At 59.7% G+C, this 18658-nt stretch carries 19 protein-coding genes; 9 read left to right on the top strand and 10 right to left on the bottom strand.

Translation table 11 applies throughout. The features are described 5' to 3' along the window. Positions 1-7 precede the first annotated feature (7 nt). The 7 genes from ACIF4X_RS20785 to ACIF4X_RS20755 all read right to left on the bottom strand — a co-directional run bounded on the left by ACIF4X_RS20785 (position 8) and on the right by ACIF4X_RS20755 (position 7864). Positions 8-820, bottom strand: a complete 813-nt coding sequence (locus ACIF4X_RS20785) for a zinc-dependent peptidase (RefSeq protein ID WP_397483550.1) — start codon at positions 818-820, stop codon at positions 8-10. A 4-nt stretch (positions 821-824) separates the two neighbouring features. Then, entirely contained in the window at positions 825-1475 is a 651-nt protein-coding gene (locus ACIF4X_RS20780; RefSeq protein ID WP_397483549.1) for a DedA family protein, read from the bottom strand. 229 nt (positions 1476-1704) lie between these two features. Next, a complete protein-coding gene (locus ACIF4X_RS20775) occupies positions 1705-2166 on the bottom strand; it encodes an N-acetyltransferase (protein ID WP_003228592.1) in 462 nt (153 codons plus the stop codon). Positions 2167-2281: 115 nt separating this feature from the next. After that, positions 2282-3106, bottom strand: a complete 825-nt coding sequence (gene eutC, locus ACIF4X_RS20770) for an ethanolamine ammonia-lyase subunit EutC (RefSeq protein ID WP_397483548.1) — start codon at positions 3104-3106, stop codon at positions 2282-2284. A 5-nt stretch (positions 3107-3111) separates the two neighbouring features. Further along, positions 3112-4506 (bottom strand): ethanolamine ammonia-lyase subunit EutB, encoded by a 1395-nt coding sequence (locus ACIF4X_RS20765; RefSeq protein WP_397483547.1) that lies wholly within the window; start codon positions 4504-4506, stop codon positions 3112-3114. A gap of 163 nt (positions 4507-4669) precedes the next feature. After that, positions 4670-6040 (bottom strand): ethanolamine permease, encoded by a 1371-nt coding sequence (eat, locus tag ACIF4X_RS20760; protein ID WP_141126569.1) that lies wholly within the window; start codon positions 6038-6040, stop codon positions 4670-4672. Between the two features lie 303 nt (positions 6041-6343). Continuing rightward, positions 6344-7864 carry an aldehyde dehydrogenase family protein gene (locus tag ACIF4X_RS20755; RefSeq protein ID WP_034153748.1) on the bottom strand — a complete coding sequence of 507 codons (1521 nt, stop codon included), beginning with the start codon at positions 7862-7864 and terminating at the stop codon, positions 6344-6346. A gap of 380 nt (positions 7865-8244) precedes the next feature. Between ACIF4X_RS20755 and ACIF4X_RS20750 the strand changes: the two genes are divergently transcribed. The 4 genes from ACIF4X_RS20750 to ACIF4X_RS20735 all read left to right on the top strand — a co-directional run bounded on the left by ACIF4X_RS20750 (position 8245) and on the right by ACIF4X_RS20735 (position 12692). Further along, entirely contained in the window at positions 8245-10155 is a 1911-nt protein-coding gene (locus ACIF4X_RS20750; protein WP_397483546.1) for a sigma-54-dependent Fis family transcriptional regulator, read from the top strand. 266 nt (positions 10156-10421) lie between these two features. Continuing rightward, a complete protein-coding gene (gene mpl / locus ACIF4X_RS20745; RefSeq protein ID WP_397483545.1) occupies positions 10422-11771 on the top strand; it encodes a UDP-N-acetylmuramate:L-alanyl-gamma-D-glutamyl-meso-diaminopimelate ligase in 1350 nt (449 codons plus the stop codon). Then, positions 11768-12415, top strand: a complete 648-nt coding sequence (ubiX, locus tag ACIF4X_RS20740; protein ID WP_187678807.1) for a flavin prenyltransferase UbiX — start codon at positions 11768-11770, stop codon at positions 12413-12415. Before mpl ends, ubiX begins: the two co-directional genes overlap by 4 nt. Next, positions 12408-12692, top strand: coding sequence for a YceK/YidQ family lipoprotein (locus ACIF4X_RS20735; RefSeq protein ID WP_397483544.1), 285 nt, complete (start codon positions 12408-12410; stop codon positions 12690-12692). The genes ubiX and ACIF4X_RS20735 overlap by 8 nt, the downstream gene beginning before the upstream one ends. Before the next feature lie 127 nt (positions 12693-12819). Here the strand turns inward: ACIF4X_RS20735 and ACIF4X_RS20730 are convergent, their stop codons facing one another. The 3 genes from ACIF4X_RS20730 to ACIF4X_RS20720 form a co-directional block, all read right to left on the bottom strand. Then, complete coding sequence (locus ACIF4X_RS20730; protein WP_397483543.1) at positions 12820-13461, bottom strand: oxidoreductase; 642 nt, start codon at positions 13459-13461, stop codon at positions 12820-12822. A 27-nt stretch (positions 13462-13488) separates the two neighbouring features. After that, entirely contained in the window at positions 13489-15216 is a 1728-nt protein-coding gene (locus tag ACIF4X_RS20725; protein ID WP_397483542.1) for a C13 family peptidase, read from the bottom strand. Positions 15217-15318: 102 nt separating this feature from the next. After that, positions 15319-15774 (bottom strand): MaoC family dehydratase, encoded by a 456-nt coding sequence (locus ACIF4X_RS20720; protein WP_034153755.1) that lies wholly within the window; start codon positions 15772-15774, stop codon positions 15319-15321. A gap of 194 nt (positions 15775-15968) precedes the next feature. Between ACIF4X_RS20720 and ACIF4X_RS20715 the strand changes: the two genes are divergently transcribed. The 5 genes from ACIF4X_RS20715 to ACIF4X_RS20695 all read left to right on the top strand — a co-directional run bounded on the left by ACIF4X_RS20715 (position 15969) and on the right by ACIF4X_RS20695 (position 18632). Then, on the top strand, positions 15969-16331 hold the full coding sequence (locus ACIF4X_RS20715; RefSeq protein WP_397483541.1) for a CidA/LrgA family protein: 363 nt from the start codon (positions 15969-15971) through the stop codon (positions 16329-16331). Beyond that, positions 16331-17047: an LrgB family protein gene (locus ACIF4X_RS20710; RefSeq protein ID WP_397483540.1), complete on the top strand. Its 717-nt coding sequence runs from the start codon at positions 16331-16333 to the stop codon at positions 17045-17047. The genes ACIF4X_RS20715 and ACIF4X_RS20710 overlap by 1 nt, the downstream gene beginning before the upstream one ends. Before the next feature lie 10 nt (positions 17048-17057). Continuing rightward, entirely contained in the window at positions 17058-17648 is a 591-nt protein-coding gene (locus tag ACIF4X_RS20705; protein ID WP_397483539.1) for an LON peptidase substrate-binding domain-containing protein, read from the top strand. A gap of 90 nt (positions 17649-17738) precedes the next feature. Beyond that, positions 17739-17999, top strand: a complete 261-nt coding sequence (locus ACIF4X_RS20700; protein WP_397483538.1) for a hypothetical protein — start codon at positions 17739-17741, stop codon at positions 17997-17999. 72 nt (positions 18000-18071) lie between these two features. Next, positions 18072-18632: a hypothetical protein gene (locus ACIF4X_RS20695; RefSeq protein WP_397483537.1), complete on the top strand. Its 561-nt coding sequence runs from the start codon at positions 18072-18074 to the stop codon at positions 18630-18632. Positions 18633-18658: the final 26 nt, after the last annotated feature.

The raw sequence follows: 18658 nt of genomic DNA, 5'->3' as shown, positions 1-18658 counted from the left end.
GCAGAGCTTAGTCGTGCGCCTGATAGACCGGGTCTGTGGCCTGAAGTTGCCGCAACCGGCTCAACGGGTCCTGGCGGTAGAAAAGCTGTAGCTGCGCATACACCTGTGGATAAGCCTCGTACAGCATATCCGGGGCGCTGAAAAAATATTCGCTGGTGACGGCGAAGAACTCGGCGGGGTTTTCCGCCGCATACGGATCGATGGCGGTTTCGGCATCAGGGTTGTGATCGAGCTGGCGGTTGAGGTCGTCGTAGGCGTGTTGCATCACCCCGGCCCAGTCGCTGACGCGCATGTCGGCGTGCAGTGGCGGCAGGCCGTTGGCGTCGCCGTTGAGCATGTCGAGTTTATGCGCCAATTCGTGGATGACGAGGTTATAGCCTTCCCAGCCACCACTGGCCATCACCCCCGGCCAGGCGAGGATGATCGGCCCCTGCTGCCAGGCTTCGCCGCTGTGCTCGCCATCCCACTCATGCTCGACACCGCTGGCGTCGCGATGACGTTGCGGGCTTAGAAAGTCGTCGGGATACAGGACGATCTCGTGGAAGCCCTGATACCAGTTCAGATCGCCCAGGTTGAGCAGCGGCAATTGCGCCTGGGCGGCGAGCAGCAGGCGTTGTTCCTGATGCAGTTCGATGCCGGGCAGGGCGCTCAAATGTTTGTCGTCGAGGAACAGCACGCAGGCTTCGCGCAGCCACTGATCTTCGGCAGCGCTGATGCCATCCAGAAAGCTCAGGTGATGGCGCACCCGTTGCCACATGTCGTCGGCAATCGGGTGCTTCGCGAGAAGGCGCCGGCGACGCCAGGCGCTCAGCGACCACATCGGCTTAGTGCGATTGCGCTTTGGTGCCGCCGAATCGGCTGCGAACCACACCAAGGATCATCGGCACCAGCGACAGGAGAATGATTGCTACCACCAGCACCGACAGGTTTTTCTTGATGAACGGTACGTTGCCGAAGAAGTAGCCCAGCGTCACCAGACCGCCGACCCAGAGGATGGTGCCCAACACGCTGAAACCGAAGAAACGCGGATACGGCATTTTTGCCACACCGGCGACGAACGGCGCGAAGGTGCGAATGATTGGCAGGAAGCGCGCGAGAGTCACGGTTTTGCCGCCATGCTTGTCATAGAAATCGTGGGTTTTTTGCAGGTAGTCGCGACGGAAGATCTTCGAGTTCGGGTTGCTGAACAGCTTCTCGCCGGCCGTTCGTCCGATCACGTAGTTGGTGCTGTCGCCCAGTATCGCCGCGAGCATTAGCAGACCGCCCAACAGCACCGGATCCATGCCACCCCCTGCAGCAACGGCGCCGGCGATGAACAGCAACGAATCCCCCGGCAGGAATGGCATCACCACCAGACCGGTTTCACAGAAGATCACCAGAAACAGGATGGCGTAGATCCATGGACCATAGTTGTTCACCAGCAAATCGAGGTAAACGTCGAGATGCAGGATAAGGTCGAGCGGGTTGAAATCCATGGGGGCACCTGTGTGACGGCCCGACTCGGCAGGCCTGTGCGGATGACTTCGTGTAAGCCTACAAGCGGGTGTAGTTTTTCTTACAAGCCGGAAAGGTCGGGATTATACGGTCTGAAAGATGAAAAGCGCGTTGCTTTTGTAGCGAGGGATGTCGAGGTGTGAGCAATTGTCAGGATGCGTCTAGCGTGGCTGAGGGAGCAGGCTCCCTCATCACAGGTTGCAGGCGCGGTCAGAGTTCGTCGCTGATCGGCAATACGTAGTTTTTGAACTCGGTGTCTTCCTTGAACCCGATGGATTCGTAGGTTTTCTGCGCGACTTCATTGTTGCTGCTGGTGGACACGCGCATGCGCACGGCCTGGGTTTCCTTGGCCATTTTTTTTGCGGTGCGGATCAGGTTGTCAGCGACCAGTTGGCGGCGGGCATCTTCGGCGACATAGATGTCATTGAGGATCCAGACGCGTTTGAGTGACAACGAAGAAAAGCTTGGGTACAGCTGACAGAACCCCATCAGTTTCTTGTCGTCATCATCGGCCAGCGCCAGATAGATCACCGATTCCTTGCGGCGCAGGCGTTTTTCGAGGAACGCGCGGGAGGAGTCCGGGTAAGGCAGGGAACCGTAGAACTCGCGATATTTGACGAACAACGGAGTCAGTAAATCCAGATGTTCGAGGGTCGCTTGAATAATCCGCATGATAGGTCTCGTCTTCAAGTGGCTGTCTTCAACTGCTCTGACGGCGATGGGAAACCCGTGCGGCCGTGCATCGATCCTGCCTGAAACCTGCGCAGAAACGCAATGCGGAAACGGTTCAGGCAGGGGGCGGGCTGAGTAGGAAGTTTCCTTTCATGTCCGCACCGGCGTCCGACTCCAGCGTCTGAACCTGTGCTTCGTCCTTCAGATTCACGCCCGATAGCTGTCTGCGACAAGCTTCCCGCATCAAGTACAGCAAGCGATGCGCCGCCATGCCGTAGCTCAAGCCTTCGAGCCGTACATTGGAAATGCAGTTGCGGTAGGCGTCGGTCAGGCCGATCTTGGGATTGTAGGTGAAATATAAACCGAGGCTGTCCGGTGAACTGAGACCCGGGCGCTCGCCGATCAGCATCACCAGCATTGTTGCGCCGAGCAGTTGGCCGATTTCATCACCGACGGCAACGCGACCCTGTTCCACGAGGACAACGGGGGCCATCGACCAGCCGTCAGCGCTCATTTGCTCATCCAGACGGTTGAGAAACGGCAGCGTATGCCGATGCACCGCCAACGCCGACAGGCCATCGGCCACGACAATCGCCAGATCGACACCGCCGGGATGCGCCGCAGCGTATTCGCGCAAGGCCTGCGCCGATTCATCGCTGAGCTTGCGCCCCAGATCCGGGCGTTGCAGATAACTGTTTCGATCCGCAGCGGCGCTGTGCAACAGCAGGCTTTCGCGCCCGCGTTCAGTCAATTGCGCACTGAGTCCAGCATGATCAAATGGCAGATGCACGGCATCACGTGCCTGGGCATGGGCAAACTGGAAATCCAGTTGCGCGCGGGTCGGCAGGCTGGTGCCAGTGCGGCCGAGGGCGATCCGAGCCGGGGTCAGGCGGCGCAGTTCCAGCCAAGGGTTCTGCGGGTCGATGGGTGGTTTTTCCATGTGACTCATCCCAGTTGCGCCAGCGCCTGGCGGAAGGCCGGCGGCAAGTTGTCACCGAAGCGGACCTTGCCGTCCGCTTGGGTGAAGATGCCCATGTTCGCCAGCCATTGCTCGAACTCCGGCGCCGGTTTCAAGCCCAAAGTCTGCCGCGCATAGAGCGCGTCGTGGAACGAAGTGGTCTGGTAATTGAGCATGATGTCGTCGGAACCGGGGATGCCCATGATGAAGTTGATTCCGGCGACACCGAGCAGCGTCAGCAAGGTGTCCATGTCGTCCTGATCGGCTTCGGCGTGGTTGGTGTAGCAGATGTCGCAACCCATCGGCACGCCGAGCAGCTTGCCGCAGAAATGGTCTTCGAGGCCGGCGCGGATGATTTGTTTGCCGTTGTAGAGATATTCCGGACCGATAAATCCTACGACCGTGTTCACCAGAAACGGTTTGAAATGCCGTGCTACGGCATAGGCCCGGGTTTCGCAGGTTTGCTGATCGACGCCGTGATGGGCGTTGGCCGACAGAGCGCTACCCTGACCGGTTTCGAAATACATCAGGTTCTGCCCGAGTGTGCCGCGATTCAGGCTGAGGCCGGCGTCGTAGCCTTCCTGCAGCACGTTGAGGTTGATGCCGAAGCTGGCGTTGGCCGCTTCGGTGCCGGCGATTGACTGGAACACCAGATCCAGCGGCACGCCACGGTTGATCGCCTCGATAGAGGTGGTGACGTGGGTCAGCACGCAGGCCTGGGTCGGGATGTCGTAGCGCTGGATGATCGCGTCGAGCATTTCCAGCATCGCGCAGATTGAGGCGATGCTGTCGGTGGCCGGGTTGATGCCGATCATCGCGTCGCCATTGCCGTAGAGCAGACCGTCGAGAATGCTCGCGGCGATGCCGGAAGGTTCGTCGGTCGGGTGATTGGGTTGTAGTCGGGTCGACAGACGCCCGCGCAAACCGAGGGTGCCGCGAAACTTTGTCACCACGCGGATTTTTTGCGCCACCAGCACCAGATCCTGCACGCGCATGATCTTCGACACGGCGGCGACCATTTCCGGGGTCAGGCCGGGAGCGAGGTTGCGCAGGCTGGTTTCGTCGGCGGCGTCGCTGAGTAGCCAGTCGCGAAAGCCGCCCACGGTAAGGTGGCTGACCACGGCGAAGGTCTGTTTGTCGTGGGTGTCGATGATCAGCCGGGTGACTTCATCGGACTCATAAGGAATCAGCGCTTCCTGCAGGAAATGCGTGAGCGGGATGTCGGCCAGCGCCATTTGCGCGGCCACGCGCTCGCCGTCATTGAGCGCGGCGACGCCAGCGAGGAAGTCCCCGGAACGCGCCGGGCTGGCCTTGGCCATGACCTCTTTGAGGCTGTCGAAGCGATAGGTTTGAGCGCCGACGGAATGGGCGAATGCGGCCACAATATCCTCCTCTAATCGATAATCCCCCTGTAGGAGCTGCCGGAGGCTGCGATCTTTTGATTTTGATTTTCTAAAAACAAGATCAAAAGATCGCAGCCTCCGGCAGCTCCTACAGGGTTCCAGCACAGTGCCTGAATGGGCGCTGTGCACTTTTAAATGGCAGTTAGATACCTTCGAGCATAGCGTCTGCCGGCGCTTCGGAGCGTTGCTTGGCGGTCAGCTGGAAATACAGGTAACCGGCGGCCATAAAGCCAAGGAACACACAACCGATCAGCGTGTTGAACCACGCCATCGCGATCAGGCACACCACCGCCAGAAACAGCGCAATCGCCGGCACCACCGGATAACCCGGGGCGCGGAATGTACGCTCCAGATTCGGCTCGGTCTTACGCAGTCTGAACAGGCTGAGCATGCTGATGATGTACATCACGATGGCGCCGAACACCGACATGGTGATCATCGCGGCGGTCAGGGTCATGCCTTGCAGATTGACCAGCCCGTCGCTGTAAATCGCCGCGATGCCGATGACGCCGCCAGCCAGAATCGCCCGGTGCGGAGTCTGGAAGCGCGACAGCTTGGCCAGTCCCTTAGGCAGATAACCGGCTCGGGCGAGGGCGAAGAACTGCCGCGAGTAACCGAGAATGATCCCGTGGAAACTCGCTACCAGACCGAACAGGCCGATCCACACCAGCATGTGCATCCACGTCGAGTTGTTGCCGACCACAGCTTTCATCGCTTGCGGCAGCGGATCGTTGATGTTCGACAGCTGACGCCAGTCGCCGACGCCGCCGGCCATGACCATTACGCCGATAGCGAGGAACACCAAGGTCAGAATGCCGCTGACGTAGGCCTTGGGAATCGTGCGCTTCGGGTCTTTCGCCTCTTCGGCCGCCATGGCCGCACCTTCGATAGCGAGGAAGAACCATATCGCGAAGGGGATCGCCGCGAAAATCCCCGGAATCGAGCCCAGGGTGAATTCGTTGGCGCCCGACCAGCCGTTGAGCACGAAATTGCTGAAGCTGAAGCCCGGCGCGACCACGCCCATGAACACCAGCAACTCGGCGACCGCGAGTACGGTGACCACAAGTTCGAAGGTCGCGGCGATGCTCACACCAAGGATATTCAGGGTCATGAACACAAAATACGCGCCGACGGCCGCGATCTTCGGATCAAGCTCCGGATATTGCACATTCAGATAGGCGCCGATGGCCATGGCAATCGCTGGTGGCGCGAAGACGAACTCGATCAACGTGGCGATGCCGGCGATCAATCCGCCTTTCTCGCCGAACGCCCGACGGCTGTAGGCAAACGGCCCGCCGGCGTGGGGAATCGCGGTAGTCAATTCGGTGAAACTGAAGATGAAGCAGGTGTACATGGTCGCGACCATCAGCGCCGTGACCAGAAAACCCAGGGTGCCTGCGGTGCCCCAGCCGTAACTCCAGCCGAAGTATTCGCCGGAAATCACCAGACCGACGGCAATGCCCCAGAGGTGCAGAGTGCCGAGTGTGGGTTTGAGCTGTGTGGTGGAAGTCATAAGTCCTCTCTGTTTTTTATTGTTCGATCTGTTGGACTTTCGGGTGTGGCGGTTGGGTGGATGAGTGCTGTTCACGCAGCGGCAGTTATCACGCAAATCCTGAATGACGGGTACGCAAGGGCCGTGCCAGAGCGGCCAGACCTAGGGTGTTGTGTCATTGAGGACGCCATCGCTGGCAAGCCAGCTCCCACAGTGATTTGAGTCGAACTCAAAATGTGGATTCACCCACACCCCTGTGGGAGCTGGCTTGCCAGCGATAGCTGTCTGGAGGCAACACAGAATCATCTGTGTTGCCCAAGGTTTTTAGAAGAAGCCCAACGGATTGATGTCGTAGCTCACCAGCAGGTTTTTGGTCTGCTGGTAGTGATCGAGCATCATCTTGTGGGTTTCACGGCCGACGCCGGACTTCTTGTACCCGCCGAACGCGGCATGCGCCGGGTACAGGTGGTAGCAGTTGGTCCACACGCGACCAGCCTTGATCGCGCGGCCCATGCGGTAGGCGCGGTTGATGTCGCGGGTCCACAGACCGGCGCCGAGGCCGAACTCGGTGTCGTTGGCGATGGCCAGGGCTTCGGCTTCGTCCTTGAACGTGGTGATGCTCACCACCGGGCCGAAGATTTCTTCCTGGAACACGCGCATCTTGTTGGTGCCCTTGAGCAGGGTCGGCTGGATGTAATAACCGGTCGACAGATTGCCCTCGAGTTTTTCCACCTTGCCGCCGGTCAGCAGCTCGGCGCCTTCGCCCTTGGCAATTTCCAGGTACGAAAGAATCTTGTCGAATTGCTGCTCGGACGCCTGGGCGCCAACCATGGTGTCGGTGTCCAGTGGATCGCCACGTTTGATTTGCAGGACTTTCTTCATCACGACGGCCATGAACTCGTCGTAGATCGATTCCTGTACCAGCGCGCGCGATGGGCAGGTGCAGACTTCGCCCTGATTGAAGAACGCCAGCACCAGACCTTCGGCGGCTTTCTCAATGAACGTCGGTTCGGCCTGCATGATGTCTTCGAAGAAGATGTTCGGCGATTTGCCGCCCAGTTCCACGGTCGACGGAATGATGTTCTCGGCCGCGCATTTCATGATGTGCGAGCCGACCGGGGTCGAGCCAGTGAACGCGATCTTGGCGATGCGTTTGCTGGTGGCCAGCGCTTCGCCGGCTTCTTTGCCATAACCCTGAACAATGTTCAGCACGCCCGGCGGCAGCAAATCACCGATCAGTTCCAGCAACACGGTAATGCCCAGCGGGGTTTGCTCGGCGGGTTTGAGTACCACGCAGTTGCCGGCGGCCAACGCTGGCGCGAGTTTCCACGCGGCCATCAGGATCGGGAAGTTCCACGGGATGATCTGACCGACCACGCCCAGCGGTTCATGAATGTGATACGCCACGGTGTTGCCGTCGATTTCGGCCGCGCTGCCTTCCTGGGCGCGCAGGCAACCCGCGAAGTAACGGAAATGGTCGGCCGCCAGCGGGATGTCGGCGTTGAGGGTTTCGCGGATGGCTTTGCCGTTGTCCCAGGTTTCGGTGATCGCCAGCAGTTCGAGGTTGGCTTCGATGCGGTCGGCGATTTTCAGCAGGATCAGCGAGCGCGCCTGCACGGAGGTCGCGCCCCACGCGTCGGCCGCAGCGTGGGCGGCGTCCAGTGCCTTGTCGATGTCTTCGGCAGTGGAGCGCGGGAATTCGGCAATTGGTTGGCCATTGACTGGCGAGGTGTTGGTGAAGTACTGACCTTTGACAGGCGCGACGAACTCGCCGCCGATGTAGTTACCGTACTTGGCTTTGAACGAGACTTTGGCGCCTTCAGTACCGGGGTGAGCGTAACGCATGATGTTGTTCTCCTTGGCTTTGTACTTATTAGAGAAACGCGCAAGTGCGCTTGCTATAAGCGTAGAGCAAAGGTCGGGCCACTGCCGTGCAGGGCAGGTAAATCAAGGCGTTGCGAGTTTTTTGTCGGACGAGTGGATGGCGCCTGTGATGGTTTCGGTACAGAGAGGGTGACAGTTTGTACCGCTTTCGGCACAGCGAGTGACCGGGCAGTCTTGCCAGCATTGCAATACACATTTACCTGGAGGATCCTCAGCCAACAGCAACCCCTGTAGGAGCTGCCGCAGGCTGCGATCTTTTGATCTTGATTTTCAGAAACCCAAGATCAACAGATCGCAGCCTGCGGCAGCTCCTACACGGGGAATATGGAGAACAATAAGAAATGCACGACAACCATTTGAGTCGCCATGCCCAACAGGTTCTCACCGTTACCCAGGGCAAACCGCACCTGCACGGGCCCGGTGCCGATCCGTCGATTGCCCGTTCGTGGCTGCGCTGTCTGGAGGACTATCATCTCGACCCGGCGCTGAGCATGGCGCCTACCGTGCTCGAACACGGACGCGTCCTCGAAAGCCGCGAGCGCCTGCAACAAGTGTTGCAGATCGCCGGCAATGAAATGAGCAGCCTGCATCAACAACTCTCCGGCGCCGGCCACGCGGTACTGTTGACCGACGCGCGCGGGGTGATCCTCAACTGCGTCACCGCGCCAGCCGAGCGCAAGATCTTCGAACGCGCCGGGCTGTGGCTTGGCGCTGATTGGAGCGAAGCCTGCGAAGGCACAAACGGCATCGGCACCTGCCTGGTCGAGCGCCAGGCGCTGACCATTCATCAGGATGAACACTTTCGTGGTCGCCACACAGGCCTGACCTGTTCGGCGAGCCCGGTGTTCGATCCCCACGGTGAACTGCTCGCGGTGCTCGACGTGTCTTCGGCGCGCCACGATGTCTCGCGGCAAAGTCAGTTCCACACCATGGCGCTGGTCAATCTGTCAGCGAAGATGATCGAGAGCTGTTACTTCCTGCGCTGTTTCGATAATCAATGGTTGCTGCGCTTTCATCTGCAGGCCGAATCGGTCGGGCTGTTCAGCGAAGGCTTGCTGGCGTTTGACGGCGAAGGGCGGATCAGTGCGGTCAATCAGAGTGCGCTGAATCTGCTTGGGCATATTCGCGGCGGATTGCTCGGTAAACCGGTCGAGGCGTTCTTCGATTGTTCGCGGGATGAACTGCTCGGACGCGCCAGCGCCAATGCCAGCGCCAGTTGGCCGCTGCGCACCCGCGATGGTCGGCACCTGTTCGCGGTGTTGCGCGGTGAGTCGCGCAAACCTTTACCGATTGTATCGGCGCCAGTGGTTGAAGCACCGCGTCTGTCGGGCATCTGCCTCGGTGATGAGGCGTTGCAGGCCGATTTCCGCAAAGCCCTGCGCGTCTTCGAGCGTGATGTGCCGTTGCTGATCAACGGCGAAACCGGCTCCGGCAAGGAGGCCTTCGCCAAGGCTGTGCATCAGGCCAGTCAGCGATCGAACAAAGCCTTCGTCGCGCTCAACTGCGCGGCGATTCCTGAAAGCCTGATTGAGAGCGAACTGTTCGGCTATCGCGGCGGCAGCTTCACTGGCGCGCGCAAGGACGGCATGCGCGGCAAGTTGCAGCAGGCAGATGGCGGCACGCTGTTTCTCGATGAAATTGGCGACATGCCGCTGGCTTTGCAGACTCGTCTGTTGCGGGTGCTGGAGGATCGACAGGTGGTGCCGATTGGCGGCGAGCCGGAGTCGGTCAACGTGCGGATCATCAGCGCCACCCACCGCAATCTGCTGGAGCGGGTCGCGGACGGCAGTTTTCGCGAGGATTTGTATTACCGCTTGAATGGATTGGAAGTGGCACTGCCGGCACTCCGCGCGCGCAGTGATAAATCCCGGCTGCTGGACTTCCTCTTGGCCGAGGAGGCGGGCGGTGAAACGATAGTGATCGACGAGGCGGCGCGTCAGGCGTTATTGGCGTTCAACTGGCCGGGGAATGTGCGGCAGTTGCGCAATGTGCTGCGCACGCTGGCAGCGTTGTGTTATGAGGGGCGGGTCGGGGTTGAGGATTTGCCGGTGATGATTCGGCAGGGGAGTCCGGCAGTATTTGCGGTTAAAGAGTCGGACCATCCGCTGGAAGATGCCGAGCGGTCGGCTCTGCTCAATGTGCTGGAGCAAACTCGCTGGCACATGACCCATACGGCGCAGCAACTGGGGGTCAGCCGCAACACTCTTTACAGGAAGCTGCGTAAGCATGGGATTGAGCGGCGAGTCAGTTAGAAGCCCCTCACCCTGGCCCTCTCCCGGAGGGAGAGGGGACTGACCGGGTCGGTCTACTGATCTACGCCGACCTGAGTTACCGAGTCGAACTTAGGATCTGAAAGCAACGCAGATCGGCTCCCTCTCCCTCGGGAGAGGGCTGGGGTGAGGGGCCGCAATCTACAGTCGAGCCAAATGCCAGGCGCAACCAGCCCCACCCGATCACCTAAAGAGTGCGATTTCCCCCTCCCTACGCTAACCTGCGGCCATGTTTTACGAGGTCGACTATGCACATTCATATTCTGGGTATCTGCGGGACTTTCATGGGCTCGATGGCGGTGTTGGCCAAAGAGCTGGGCCATCACGTGACCGGCTCCGACGCCAACGTCTATCCACCGATGAGCACACAGCTTGAGGCCCAGGGCATTCAGCTGACGCAGGGCTATGACCCGGCGCAACTCGATCCGGCGCCGGATCTGGTGGTGATCGGCAACGCCATGTCCCGCGGCAATCCGGCAGTGGAATATGTGCTGAACAAAGGCCTGCCGTACGTGTCCGGCCCGCAGTGGCTGGCTGACCACGTGCTGCAAGGTCGCTGGGTATTGGCGGTGGCCGGTACGCACGGCAAAACCACCACCAGCAGCATGCTCGCCTGGGTGTTGGAGCACGCTGGCATGAGCCCGGGTTTCCTCATCGGCGGCGTACCCCAGAACTTCTCGGTTTCTGCTCGCTTGGGCGGCACGCCGTTCTTCGTGATCGAAGCCGACGAGTACGACAGCGCCTTCTTCGACAAGCGTTCGAAATTCGTGCATTACCGTCCGCGCACCGCGATCCTCAATAACCTTGAGTTCGATCACGCCGATATCTTCCCGGATCTGCCGGCGATCGAGCGGCAATTCCATCACTTGGTGCGGACCATCCCGAGTGAAGGCCTGGTCATCCACCCGACCACCGAACCGGCCTTGCAACGTGTGATCGAAATGGGCTGCTGGACCCCGGTGCAAACCACCGGTGCTGGCGGCCAGTGGCAGGTCAAACTGCTGAGCGAAGACGGCTCGGCGTTCGAAGTGATGTTGGAAGGCGTGTCGCAAGGCACCGTCGAGTGGGAGCTGACCGGTCAGCACAACGTTGCTAACGCTCTGGCTGCGCTGGCGGCTGCGCGGCATGTTGGCGTGGTGCCATCGATGGGCATCGCTGGTTTGAGCGCGTTCAAAAACGTCAAACGCCGCATGGAGAAAGTCGCTGAAGTGCGCGGCATCACCATTTATGACGACTTCGCCCACCACCCAACGGCCATCGCCACCACCCTCGATGGCTTGCGTAAACGCATTGGCGACGCACCGCTGATCGCGATCATCGAGCCACGTTCCAACTCGATGAAGCTCGGCGCGCACCGTGACGGTTTGCCGGACAGCGTGGTCGATGCCGATCAGGTGATCTGGTACGCCCCGGCCAACCTCGGCTGGGATCTGGCCGGCACCGCCGCGCTCTGCACCGTGCCGTCGATTGTCAGCGATTCGCTGGAAGGCATCATCGAGCGCGTGAAGAGCCAGGCCCAGCCCGGTACGCATGTGGTGATCATGAGCAACGGCGGCTTCGGCGGCTTGCACGGCAAACTCGCCGAGGCGCTGAAATGAACACTCGTTTGGAGAGCAACGGTCCGGAACGCATCACGCTGGCCATGACCGGGGCGTCTGGCGCTCAGTACGGCTTGCGCCTGCTCGATTGTCTGGTGCGTGAAGATCGCGAAGTGCACTTCCTGATCTCCAAGGCTGCGCAATTGGTGATGGCCACCGAGACCGATGTGACGTTGCCGCCGAAGCCGCAGATGATGCAGGCATTCCTGACCGAATACACCGGGGCCGCCGCCGGGCAGATCCGCGTGTACGGCAAGGAAGACTGGATGTCGCCGGTAGCCTCGGGCTCTGGCGCTCCGGCGGCGATGGTCGTGGTGCCGTGTTCTACGGGCACGCTGTCGGCGATTGCCACGGGCGCCTGCAACAACCTGATCGAGCGCGCCGCCGATGTCACCTTGAAAGAGCGTCGCCAGTTGATTCTGGTGCCGCGTGAAGCGCCGTATTCGAGCATTCATCTGGAGCACATGCTCAAGCTGTCGAACATGGGCGTGACCATTCTGCCGGCCTCGCCTGGGTTCTATCACCAGCCGCAGACCATCGATGACCTGATCGATTTCGTCGTGGCGCGGATTCTCAATCTGCTCGGCATTCCGCAAGACATGCTGCCACGTTGGGGTGAGCATCATCTGAGTAGCGATGAATAAGCTGCTGGCGATTGGGCTGGTGTTGTTGCTGAGCGGGTGCGCCACGGCGCGCACGCTGGATGCAGCGAAACCGGGCGCGCCGGTGGTGTACTCAGGCACGCGGCTGGATCTTTATGCATTGAATGGCGGGTGTTGCGCGATGGATCGGTTCGGGGCTGAGGCGCCGAGCTATCCGGGGGTGGATCTGCCGGCGAGTGCCTTGCTTGATACGCTGTTGTTGCCGTTGTCATTGCTCACGGTGATTGGTGTGAGTTTTCAGGCGACTGGCGGATTGTAGTTAGACAGATCGTTCCCACGCTCTGCGTGGTAACGCCTCCGGTGACGCTCTGCGTCACGCTTTGGGACGCAGAGCGTCCGTGGCTGCATTCCCACGCAGAGCGTGGGAACGATCATGCGGCGGAAGATTATTTGCCCAACTTGCGCAAATCATCCGACTCGATCACCCGCACCCCATCCTGTTCTTCCAGCGCCAATCGCCACATCGCCCGCGCCAGTTGGCAGGCCTCGATGCCACGGTATTTACCGGGAATCAGCTTCGACAGCGGCCCGGCGAGCTGCTCGGCCAGTCGCGGTTCAGTCCGTTCACCCAACAACAGCGAAGGCCGGCAAATGGTCAGTTGCGGCCAGTCCTGCGCACGTAGTGCCTGCTCCATTTCACCTTTGACCCGATTGTAGAAAACCGACGATTTCGGATCGGCGCCAATTGCACTGATCACAATCAGATGCCGCGCGCCCATTTCCCGCGCGCGTTTGGCAAACGCCACCACCATGTCCAGATCCACCGTACGAAACGCCGCTTCCGAGCCGGCCTGCTTGATCGTAGTACCAAGGCAGCAGTAGGCGATATCGACGCGGCCACTGAGCTGAGGCAGAAAAGCCTGCGGATCGCCGACCGGGTTTTCCAGGTGCGGATGTTCGGCCAATGGTCGACGGGATGGGGCGAGCACGCGAGAAATCGTTGGCTCGTTGAGCAAACGGTCGAGTAGATGTTCACCGGTCAAACCGGTGGCTCCGGCAAGCAATACGTGCTGAGGCGTCAAGTACATAGTGTCTCTCCCTTGATACTGTTCAGCTTAGTTGCTCTTTATCGCTCCGTCGTTCAACGCAGCACTTTGCAATGCTTTTCTGGCTTGCTGTTTGCGCAGCAGTTGCCAGTGCGAGAGCACGGTTTTCGGCGCCCAGATCTGCGGCTCCGACGCTTCGAAATTGTCCGCCAGTTCACGCTCGGCGACGGTGGCCTTGGCCAGTTTGAAGGCTTGCTCCAGATCATCGGTCTGGTTCAGCGCCTGGGCGAACAGGGCATCTCCGAAGTAAGTGAAGTTGGCTTCTTCCGAACAGCCGAAGGACACTCGATCGGCGCGTGAGGCGGTCATGATCAGCGTGCGTTCGTCTTTCAGCGCTGGGATGAAACCGCCGGAGTAGCACGAGGAAATCACGATGATCTTGTCGCGGTTTTTCAGCGGCGCCAGCACCGCGGCGAGTTCGTCGGCGGGCAGGTCGGCCAGTTCCATGCGCGGTTGGTCGAGCACCAGTTCATGCTCGGCGGTGCCGTGGCTGGTCAGGTAGATGAACAGCAAATCTTCCGGGCCACTGCGTTCGGCGAGGGTTTGCGCGGCGCGGCGCAGGTTCTCGCGCGTGGCCATCGGTCGGTCACCGAGGTGGTCGCGATGGTTGACCAGACGGATCTGGCCATAAGCGCCGAAGCGCGTGTTGAGCATATTGGCGACGTAGTCGGATTCGCGCAGGAACACGCTCTGCTTGCCGTCGCCACCGAGGGTCAGGGTGTACAGCTCGACCGCCGGGGTCGACGCGGGGATGGCGGCCAATGCGTCCTCGAGCAGGCGGCCCTGAGCGAGCAGACCGAGTTCGAGGGTGTCGGGCAGCAATTTGCCGTCGGCGTCGCGCACGCGCTGGCCGTTGATCCAGGTGCCGCTCATCACGCTGCCGTCGGTCAGCACCAGGGTGCCGCGTCCGGAATAACTGTCGTTGTCGAAACCGCCGATGTAGAAGCTGCCGTCGGACAGGTTCAAGCGGCCCTGACCGCTGAAGCGCCAGTCACTGAAGGCGCCGATGTAATGGCTGCCGTCGGCGCCGATCAGTTCGCCCTTGCCGGTCAGCGCGCCTTCCTTGAACTGGCCGAGCCAGACGTCGCCGTCAGCATTTTCGTAGCGGCCCTTGCCGTGCAATTGATTGTTCTTGAAACCGCCGACGTAGATGTCACCGTCAGCGCTATTGAAGGTGCCGTTGCCTTCCAGCTGACCGTTGACGAAATGGCCGCTGAACGAATTGCCGCTGGCGTCGCCGCGCTGACCTTCACCGTTGGGTTTGCCGTGGGCGAACTGTCCTTGGTAGGAACTGCCATCATCCATTTCCAGACGACCGAGCCCGGAATACTGGTCGGATTTGAATTCGCCACGGTAGGTCATGGCGTTTTCTTTCAGGGTGCCTTCGCCTTCGCGCCGGCCCTGCTTGAAGCCACCGGTGTAACTGCTGGCGTTGGTGGTCAGGCTGCCCTGACCGTCGAACAGCCCTTGCTGGAACTGCCCGCGATAGACCTCGCCATTACTGCCATGCCATTCGCCCTGACCATGCCACTGGCCCTTGTCGAACTGCCCGGCATACCAACTGCCGTTGGGGTAGTCGACGCGGCCCTGACCTTGCAGCAAGCCATCGACCAGGTCACCGCGATAGCGTCCGCCGTCCGGCAGGCGCGCATCCGGCGGCAACAGCGATTCGCCGTCGCCGCACGCGGTGAGCATCAGGGTCAAGGCAAGGGGTGCAAGACGTGCAAGTGAGCGCATAGCGGGATCCGGGCAATTAGGCGACCGAGTATGCCGCAGCTATGCGTCGCATATATAGAGACGTGACGCGAAACAGCGTGCGCTGCTTCGCATCCGGAACGTTTACACGAAGCAGAGCGACAGTGGCTCAGCGATATAGGCCGGTTTGTCCGAGCCTTCTATCTCCAGCGTTGCGGTGGCTTTGAGCAGCCACTGGCCCGGTTTTTTCTCGGTGACTTCGCCTAGGTCGACCTTGAGCCGGACCTTGGAGTTGACCTTCACCGGCTGGATGAAACGCACGCTGTCCAGGCCATAGTTGACCACCATCTTCACGCCTTGCGGCAGCACGAGGATGTCTTCCATCAGTTTCGGGATCAGCGACAACGACAGGAAACCGTGGGCAATTGTACTGCCGAAAGGTGTTTGCGCGGCTTTGACCGGGTCGACGTGAATGAACTGATAATCACCGGTGGCTTCGGCGAACAGGTTGATGCGCTCCTGATCGATGGTGAGCCATTCGGAACGTCCGAGTTCCTTGCCGACATAATCTTTGAGCTCTGCAACGGGAACATAGGGCATTGAGACTCTCCTTGGGTTCATCGGTTTTATAGTTTTTCAGGTGGGGGGATTTGACCTCCCTGCGAACCACTGTAGATCATCATGGCGATTTGCTCCGGTCAACCGACCATGCTTTTGGCGAATGCCGATCCATAGCGCAGGCGTGCTTATAATGCGGGCGACTTGCACAGTGGAAAGTAAGACGGAGATGTCGGATGTTGCTACGTGGCCTGACCCTGCTGGTGCTGTTTCAACTGCTTGGCACAGCGCTCAATCATTTGCTGTTGCCGGTGCTGCCGGGGCCGATCATCGGTCTGTTGCTGTTGCTCGTATTCCTGATCATTCGCGGTGAAGTCGGCGAGCCGCTGAACCTCGCGGCCGGCAGTCTGTTGCGTTATCTGCCGTTGCTGCTGGTGCCGCCGGCGGTGGGCGTGATGGTTTATGCGAGCGACATTGCCGCGGATTTCTGGGCGATTGTCGGCGCACTGGTGCTGTCGCTGATCCTGTCGATGGCCTTCGCCGGCGTGCTGATGCAGCGCCTGGTCAAGCGTCACGCACCCACGTCGGAGGAGTCCTGATGCTTTTCGACTGGCAAGGCGCCTGGGCTTCAGTCATTCATCATCCGCTGTTTGGCATCGGCATCACCCTCGGTGCCTATCAACTGGTGCTGGCAGCGTTCGAGAAAACCCGCTGGATCTTTCTGCAACCAGTGCTGGTCTCCATGCTGTTGGTGATCGGCGTGCTGGTCGGCTGCGGTCTGACCTACGCCGAGTACCGCAAGAGCACGGAGATTCTCAGCATTTTGCTCGGCCCTGCCACTGTGGCGCTGGCGGTGCCGCTGTATCTCAACCTGCGGCGTATTCGCCAATTGTTCTGGCCGATTTTTACTACGCTGGTGATAGGCGGGGTAGTGGCAACGGGCATGGGTGTGTTGCTGGGCTGGTGGTTTGGCGCCGAGCACATGATCATGATGACCATGGCGCCGAAGTCGGTGACCTCGCCGATTGCCATGCTGGTGGCTGAACAAATCGGCGGCGTTGCGGCGCTGGCGGCGGTGTTCGTGCTGATCACCGGGGTGATCGGCGCGATCTTCGGTCCGGCGCTGCTGACTCGCCTCGGCGTGCACAGTCCCGAAGCGCGAGGCATGGCGCTGGGCATGACCGCACACGCGGTCGGCACGGCGGTGGCCATGCAGGAAAACGATGAGTGCGGCGCCTTCGCGGCGCTGGCGATGAGTCTGATGGGCGTGGCCACGGCAGTATTCCTGCCGCTGGCGGTGTCGATGGTGGTGTAAGGAAATGTCTATGAGTCTGCCGCTTTTCCCGCTGAACACAGTGCTGTTTCCCGGCTGCAACCTCGACTTGCAGATCTTCGAGGCGCGCTACCTGGACATGATCGGCCGCTGCATGAAACAGGGTGGTGGCTTCGGCGTGGTGTGCATCCTTGACGGCCACGAAGTCGGCGTCGCGCCTGAGGGTTTCGCGCTGGTCGGCTGCGAAGCACGGATTACTGATTTCCAGCAGCAGGACAATGGCTTGTTGGGGATTCGCGTGCAGGGCGGACGCCGATTCAACGTATTGCGTACCGAGGTGCAGCGCGATCAGTTGATCCTCGCCGATGTCGAGTGGCTGGATGACGATCCCGAGCAGCCGCTACAGGACGAAGACGCTGATCTGGTGGCATTGCTCAAGGCATTGGCCGAACACCCGATGGTGGAAGCGCTGAACATGGGCACCGAGGCGCTGGGTCAGCAATCGCTGGCCAATCAACTGGCCTATCTGCTGCCGTTCGCCGAAGAGGACAAGATCGACCTGCTGCAACTCGACGATCCCCAACAGCGACTGGATGCGATCCAGGCGCTGCTCGACGAGCTGCAGGGTGAACTGTTTGCCTAGTTGCACTTTGAATTAACTGATGGCGCCTGCCAGCATTGTTTTACTTTTGTCTTTGTCTTAATTTCAAGTTGCCCGCAGGAAGCGGGTAACTTGAATAAAAATAAGGATGAGATCATGACTGTATATGAGGATGAGTGGGGATTTTGGGATGATATTGCCGGCAAGTATATTTTGAAACATGCCGAGACGGATCATAACATTAGCCGCGTTATCGAGGCGGCCTCAACTTATGCGGACCGGATGGTCGTCGCCCGGCGTAAACGAAAATCTGAAAAAGTCCCCGACGGAGAAGTCCCGCGGATGTCGGCAACAGCCACAGCCATAAACGGTGTGACCGCGACTGCGGTTTGATTAATTCCCTTTTTCAGTATTGCCTGCCGTTGCAATTAATTGACGGCGGGATGTTTACAGGTGGGCAACTCCATGACTTTAGCAAAAATAAACGATCCAACCTTCACGGCGCATCTTTATCTTGATGGACGGCCAGTGATACTCAATCAACAACGTCTGCAACAGGCTTTGCGCGACTTGCGAATAACCAAGGGTGAGAAACTGGATGCCGAAGTGGGGCTGGCAGATTCGCGTGTGTCCAGTCTCCTAACGCTGGCTGACCATGAAGACGAGACACCACTGCTGTTGAAGTTCGTCCCAAAGGCTAATGAATATGCAATCTACCTTGAACGTGCGGGAGCGTTCGAAGGTGCGCGGTTGTTCATAGAGGACAAGACACATAATCTTTTGGCCAGTACCAGCGCTCCCGAGCAGTACTTTTCAATCAGCACATATGGTGCGAAGAAGGCCTCTTTCAGCAATATCGAATCCGGCCCTGCTTATCTCGAACTGAGCAGCGAACCTAATAACAGGCCGCTGTATCGTAATATCAGTAGTGGCATGAGCACATTTCTGAATGTGGACCCTAATGTAACGGGGCATAACGCTTTCAATAACAGACCTGCAAAGTTTGTGGTCGAAGTTGTTAAATAGCGTCCCCCCGCCCTGTTTAATCAAAG

Origin of the sequence: Pseudomonas sp. NPDC085632 (assembly GCF_044541255.1) — a bacterium.
In the GTDB taxonomy this organism is placed as follows: Bacteria; Pseudomonadota; Gammaproteobacteria; order Pseudomonadales; family Pseudomonadaceae; genus Aquipseudomonas.
The sequence above is the reverse complement of the archived record's forward strand: the minus strand, read 5'-3'. Positions and strand labels throughout refer to the sequence as shown.

Coding starts and splice junctions, on each gene's coding strand:
- ACIF4X_RS20780 (WP_397483549.1), bottom strand. CDS start 1,475: ATGGATTTCAACCCGCTCGACCTTATCCTGCATCTCGACGTTTACCTC.
- ubiX (WP_187678807.1), top strand. CDS start 11,768: ATGAACACTCGTTTGGAGAGCAACGGTCCGGAACGCATCACGCTGGCC.
- ACIF4X_RS20730 (WP_397483543.1), bottom strand. CDS start 13,461: ATGTACTTGACGCCTCAGCACGTATTGCTTGCCGGAGCCACCGGTTTG.
- eutC (WP_397483548.1), bottom strand. CDS start 3,106: ATGGAAAAACCACCCATCGACCCGCAGAACCCTTGGCTGGAACTGCGC.
- ACIF4X_RS20710 (WP_397483540.1), top strand. CDS start 16,331: ATGCTTTTCGACTGGCAAGGCGCCTGGGCTTCAGTCATTCATCATCCG.
- mpl (WP_397483545.1), top strand. CDS start 10,422: ATGCACATTCATATTCTGGGTATCTGCGGGACTTTCATGGGCTCGATG.
- ACIF4X_RS20720 (WP_034153755.1), bottom strand. CDS start 15,774: ATGCCCTATGTTCCCGTTGCAGAGCTCAAAGATTATGTCGGCAAGGAA.
- ACIF4X_RS20695 (WP_397483537.1), top strand. CDS start 18,072: ATGACTTTAGCAAAAATAAACGATCCAACCTTCACGGCGCATCTTTAT.
- eat (WP_141126569.1), bottom strand. CDS start 6,040: ATGACTTCCACCACACAGCTCAAACCCACACTCGGCACTCTGCACCTC.
- ACIF4X_RS20785 (WP_397483550.1), bottom strand. CDS start 820: ATGTGGTCGCTGAGCGCCTGGCGTCGCCGGCGCCTTCTCGCGAAGCAC.
- ACIF4X_RS20725 (WP_397483542.1), bottom strand. CDS start 15,216: ATGCGCTCACTTGCACGTCTTGCACCCCTTGCCTTGACCCTGATGCTC.
- ACIF4X_RS20715 (WP_397483541.1), top strand. CDS start 15,969: ATGTTGCTACGTGGCCTGACCCTGCTGGTGCTGTTTCAACTGCTTGGC.
- ACIF4X_RS20750 (WP_397483546.1), top strand. CDS start 8,245: ATGCACGACAACCATTTGAGTCGCCATGCCCAACAGGTTCTCACCGTT.
- ACIF4X_RS20705 (WP_397483539.1), top strand. CDS start 17,058: ATGAGTCTGCCGCTTTTCCCGCTGAACACAGTGCTGTTTCCCGGCTGC.
- ACIF4X_RS20775 (WP_003228592.1), bottom strand. CDS start 2,166: ATGCGGATTATTCAAGCGACCCTCGAACATCTGGATTTACTGACTCCG.
- ACIF4X_RS20735 (WP_397483544.1), top strand. CDS start 12,408: ATGAATAAGCTGCTGGCGATTGGGCTGGTGTTGTTGCTGAGCGGGTGC.
- ACIF4X_RS20755 (WP_034153748.1), bottom strand. CDS start 7,864: ATGCGTTACGCTCACCCCGGTACTGAAGGCGCCAAAGTCTCGTTCAAA.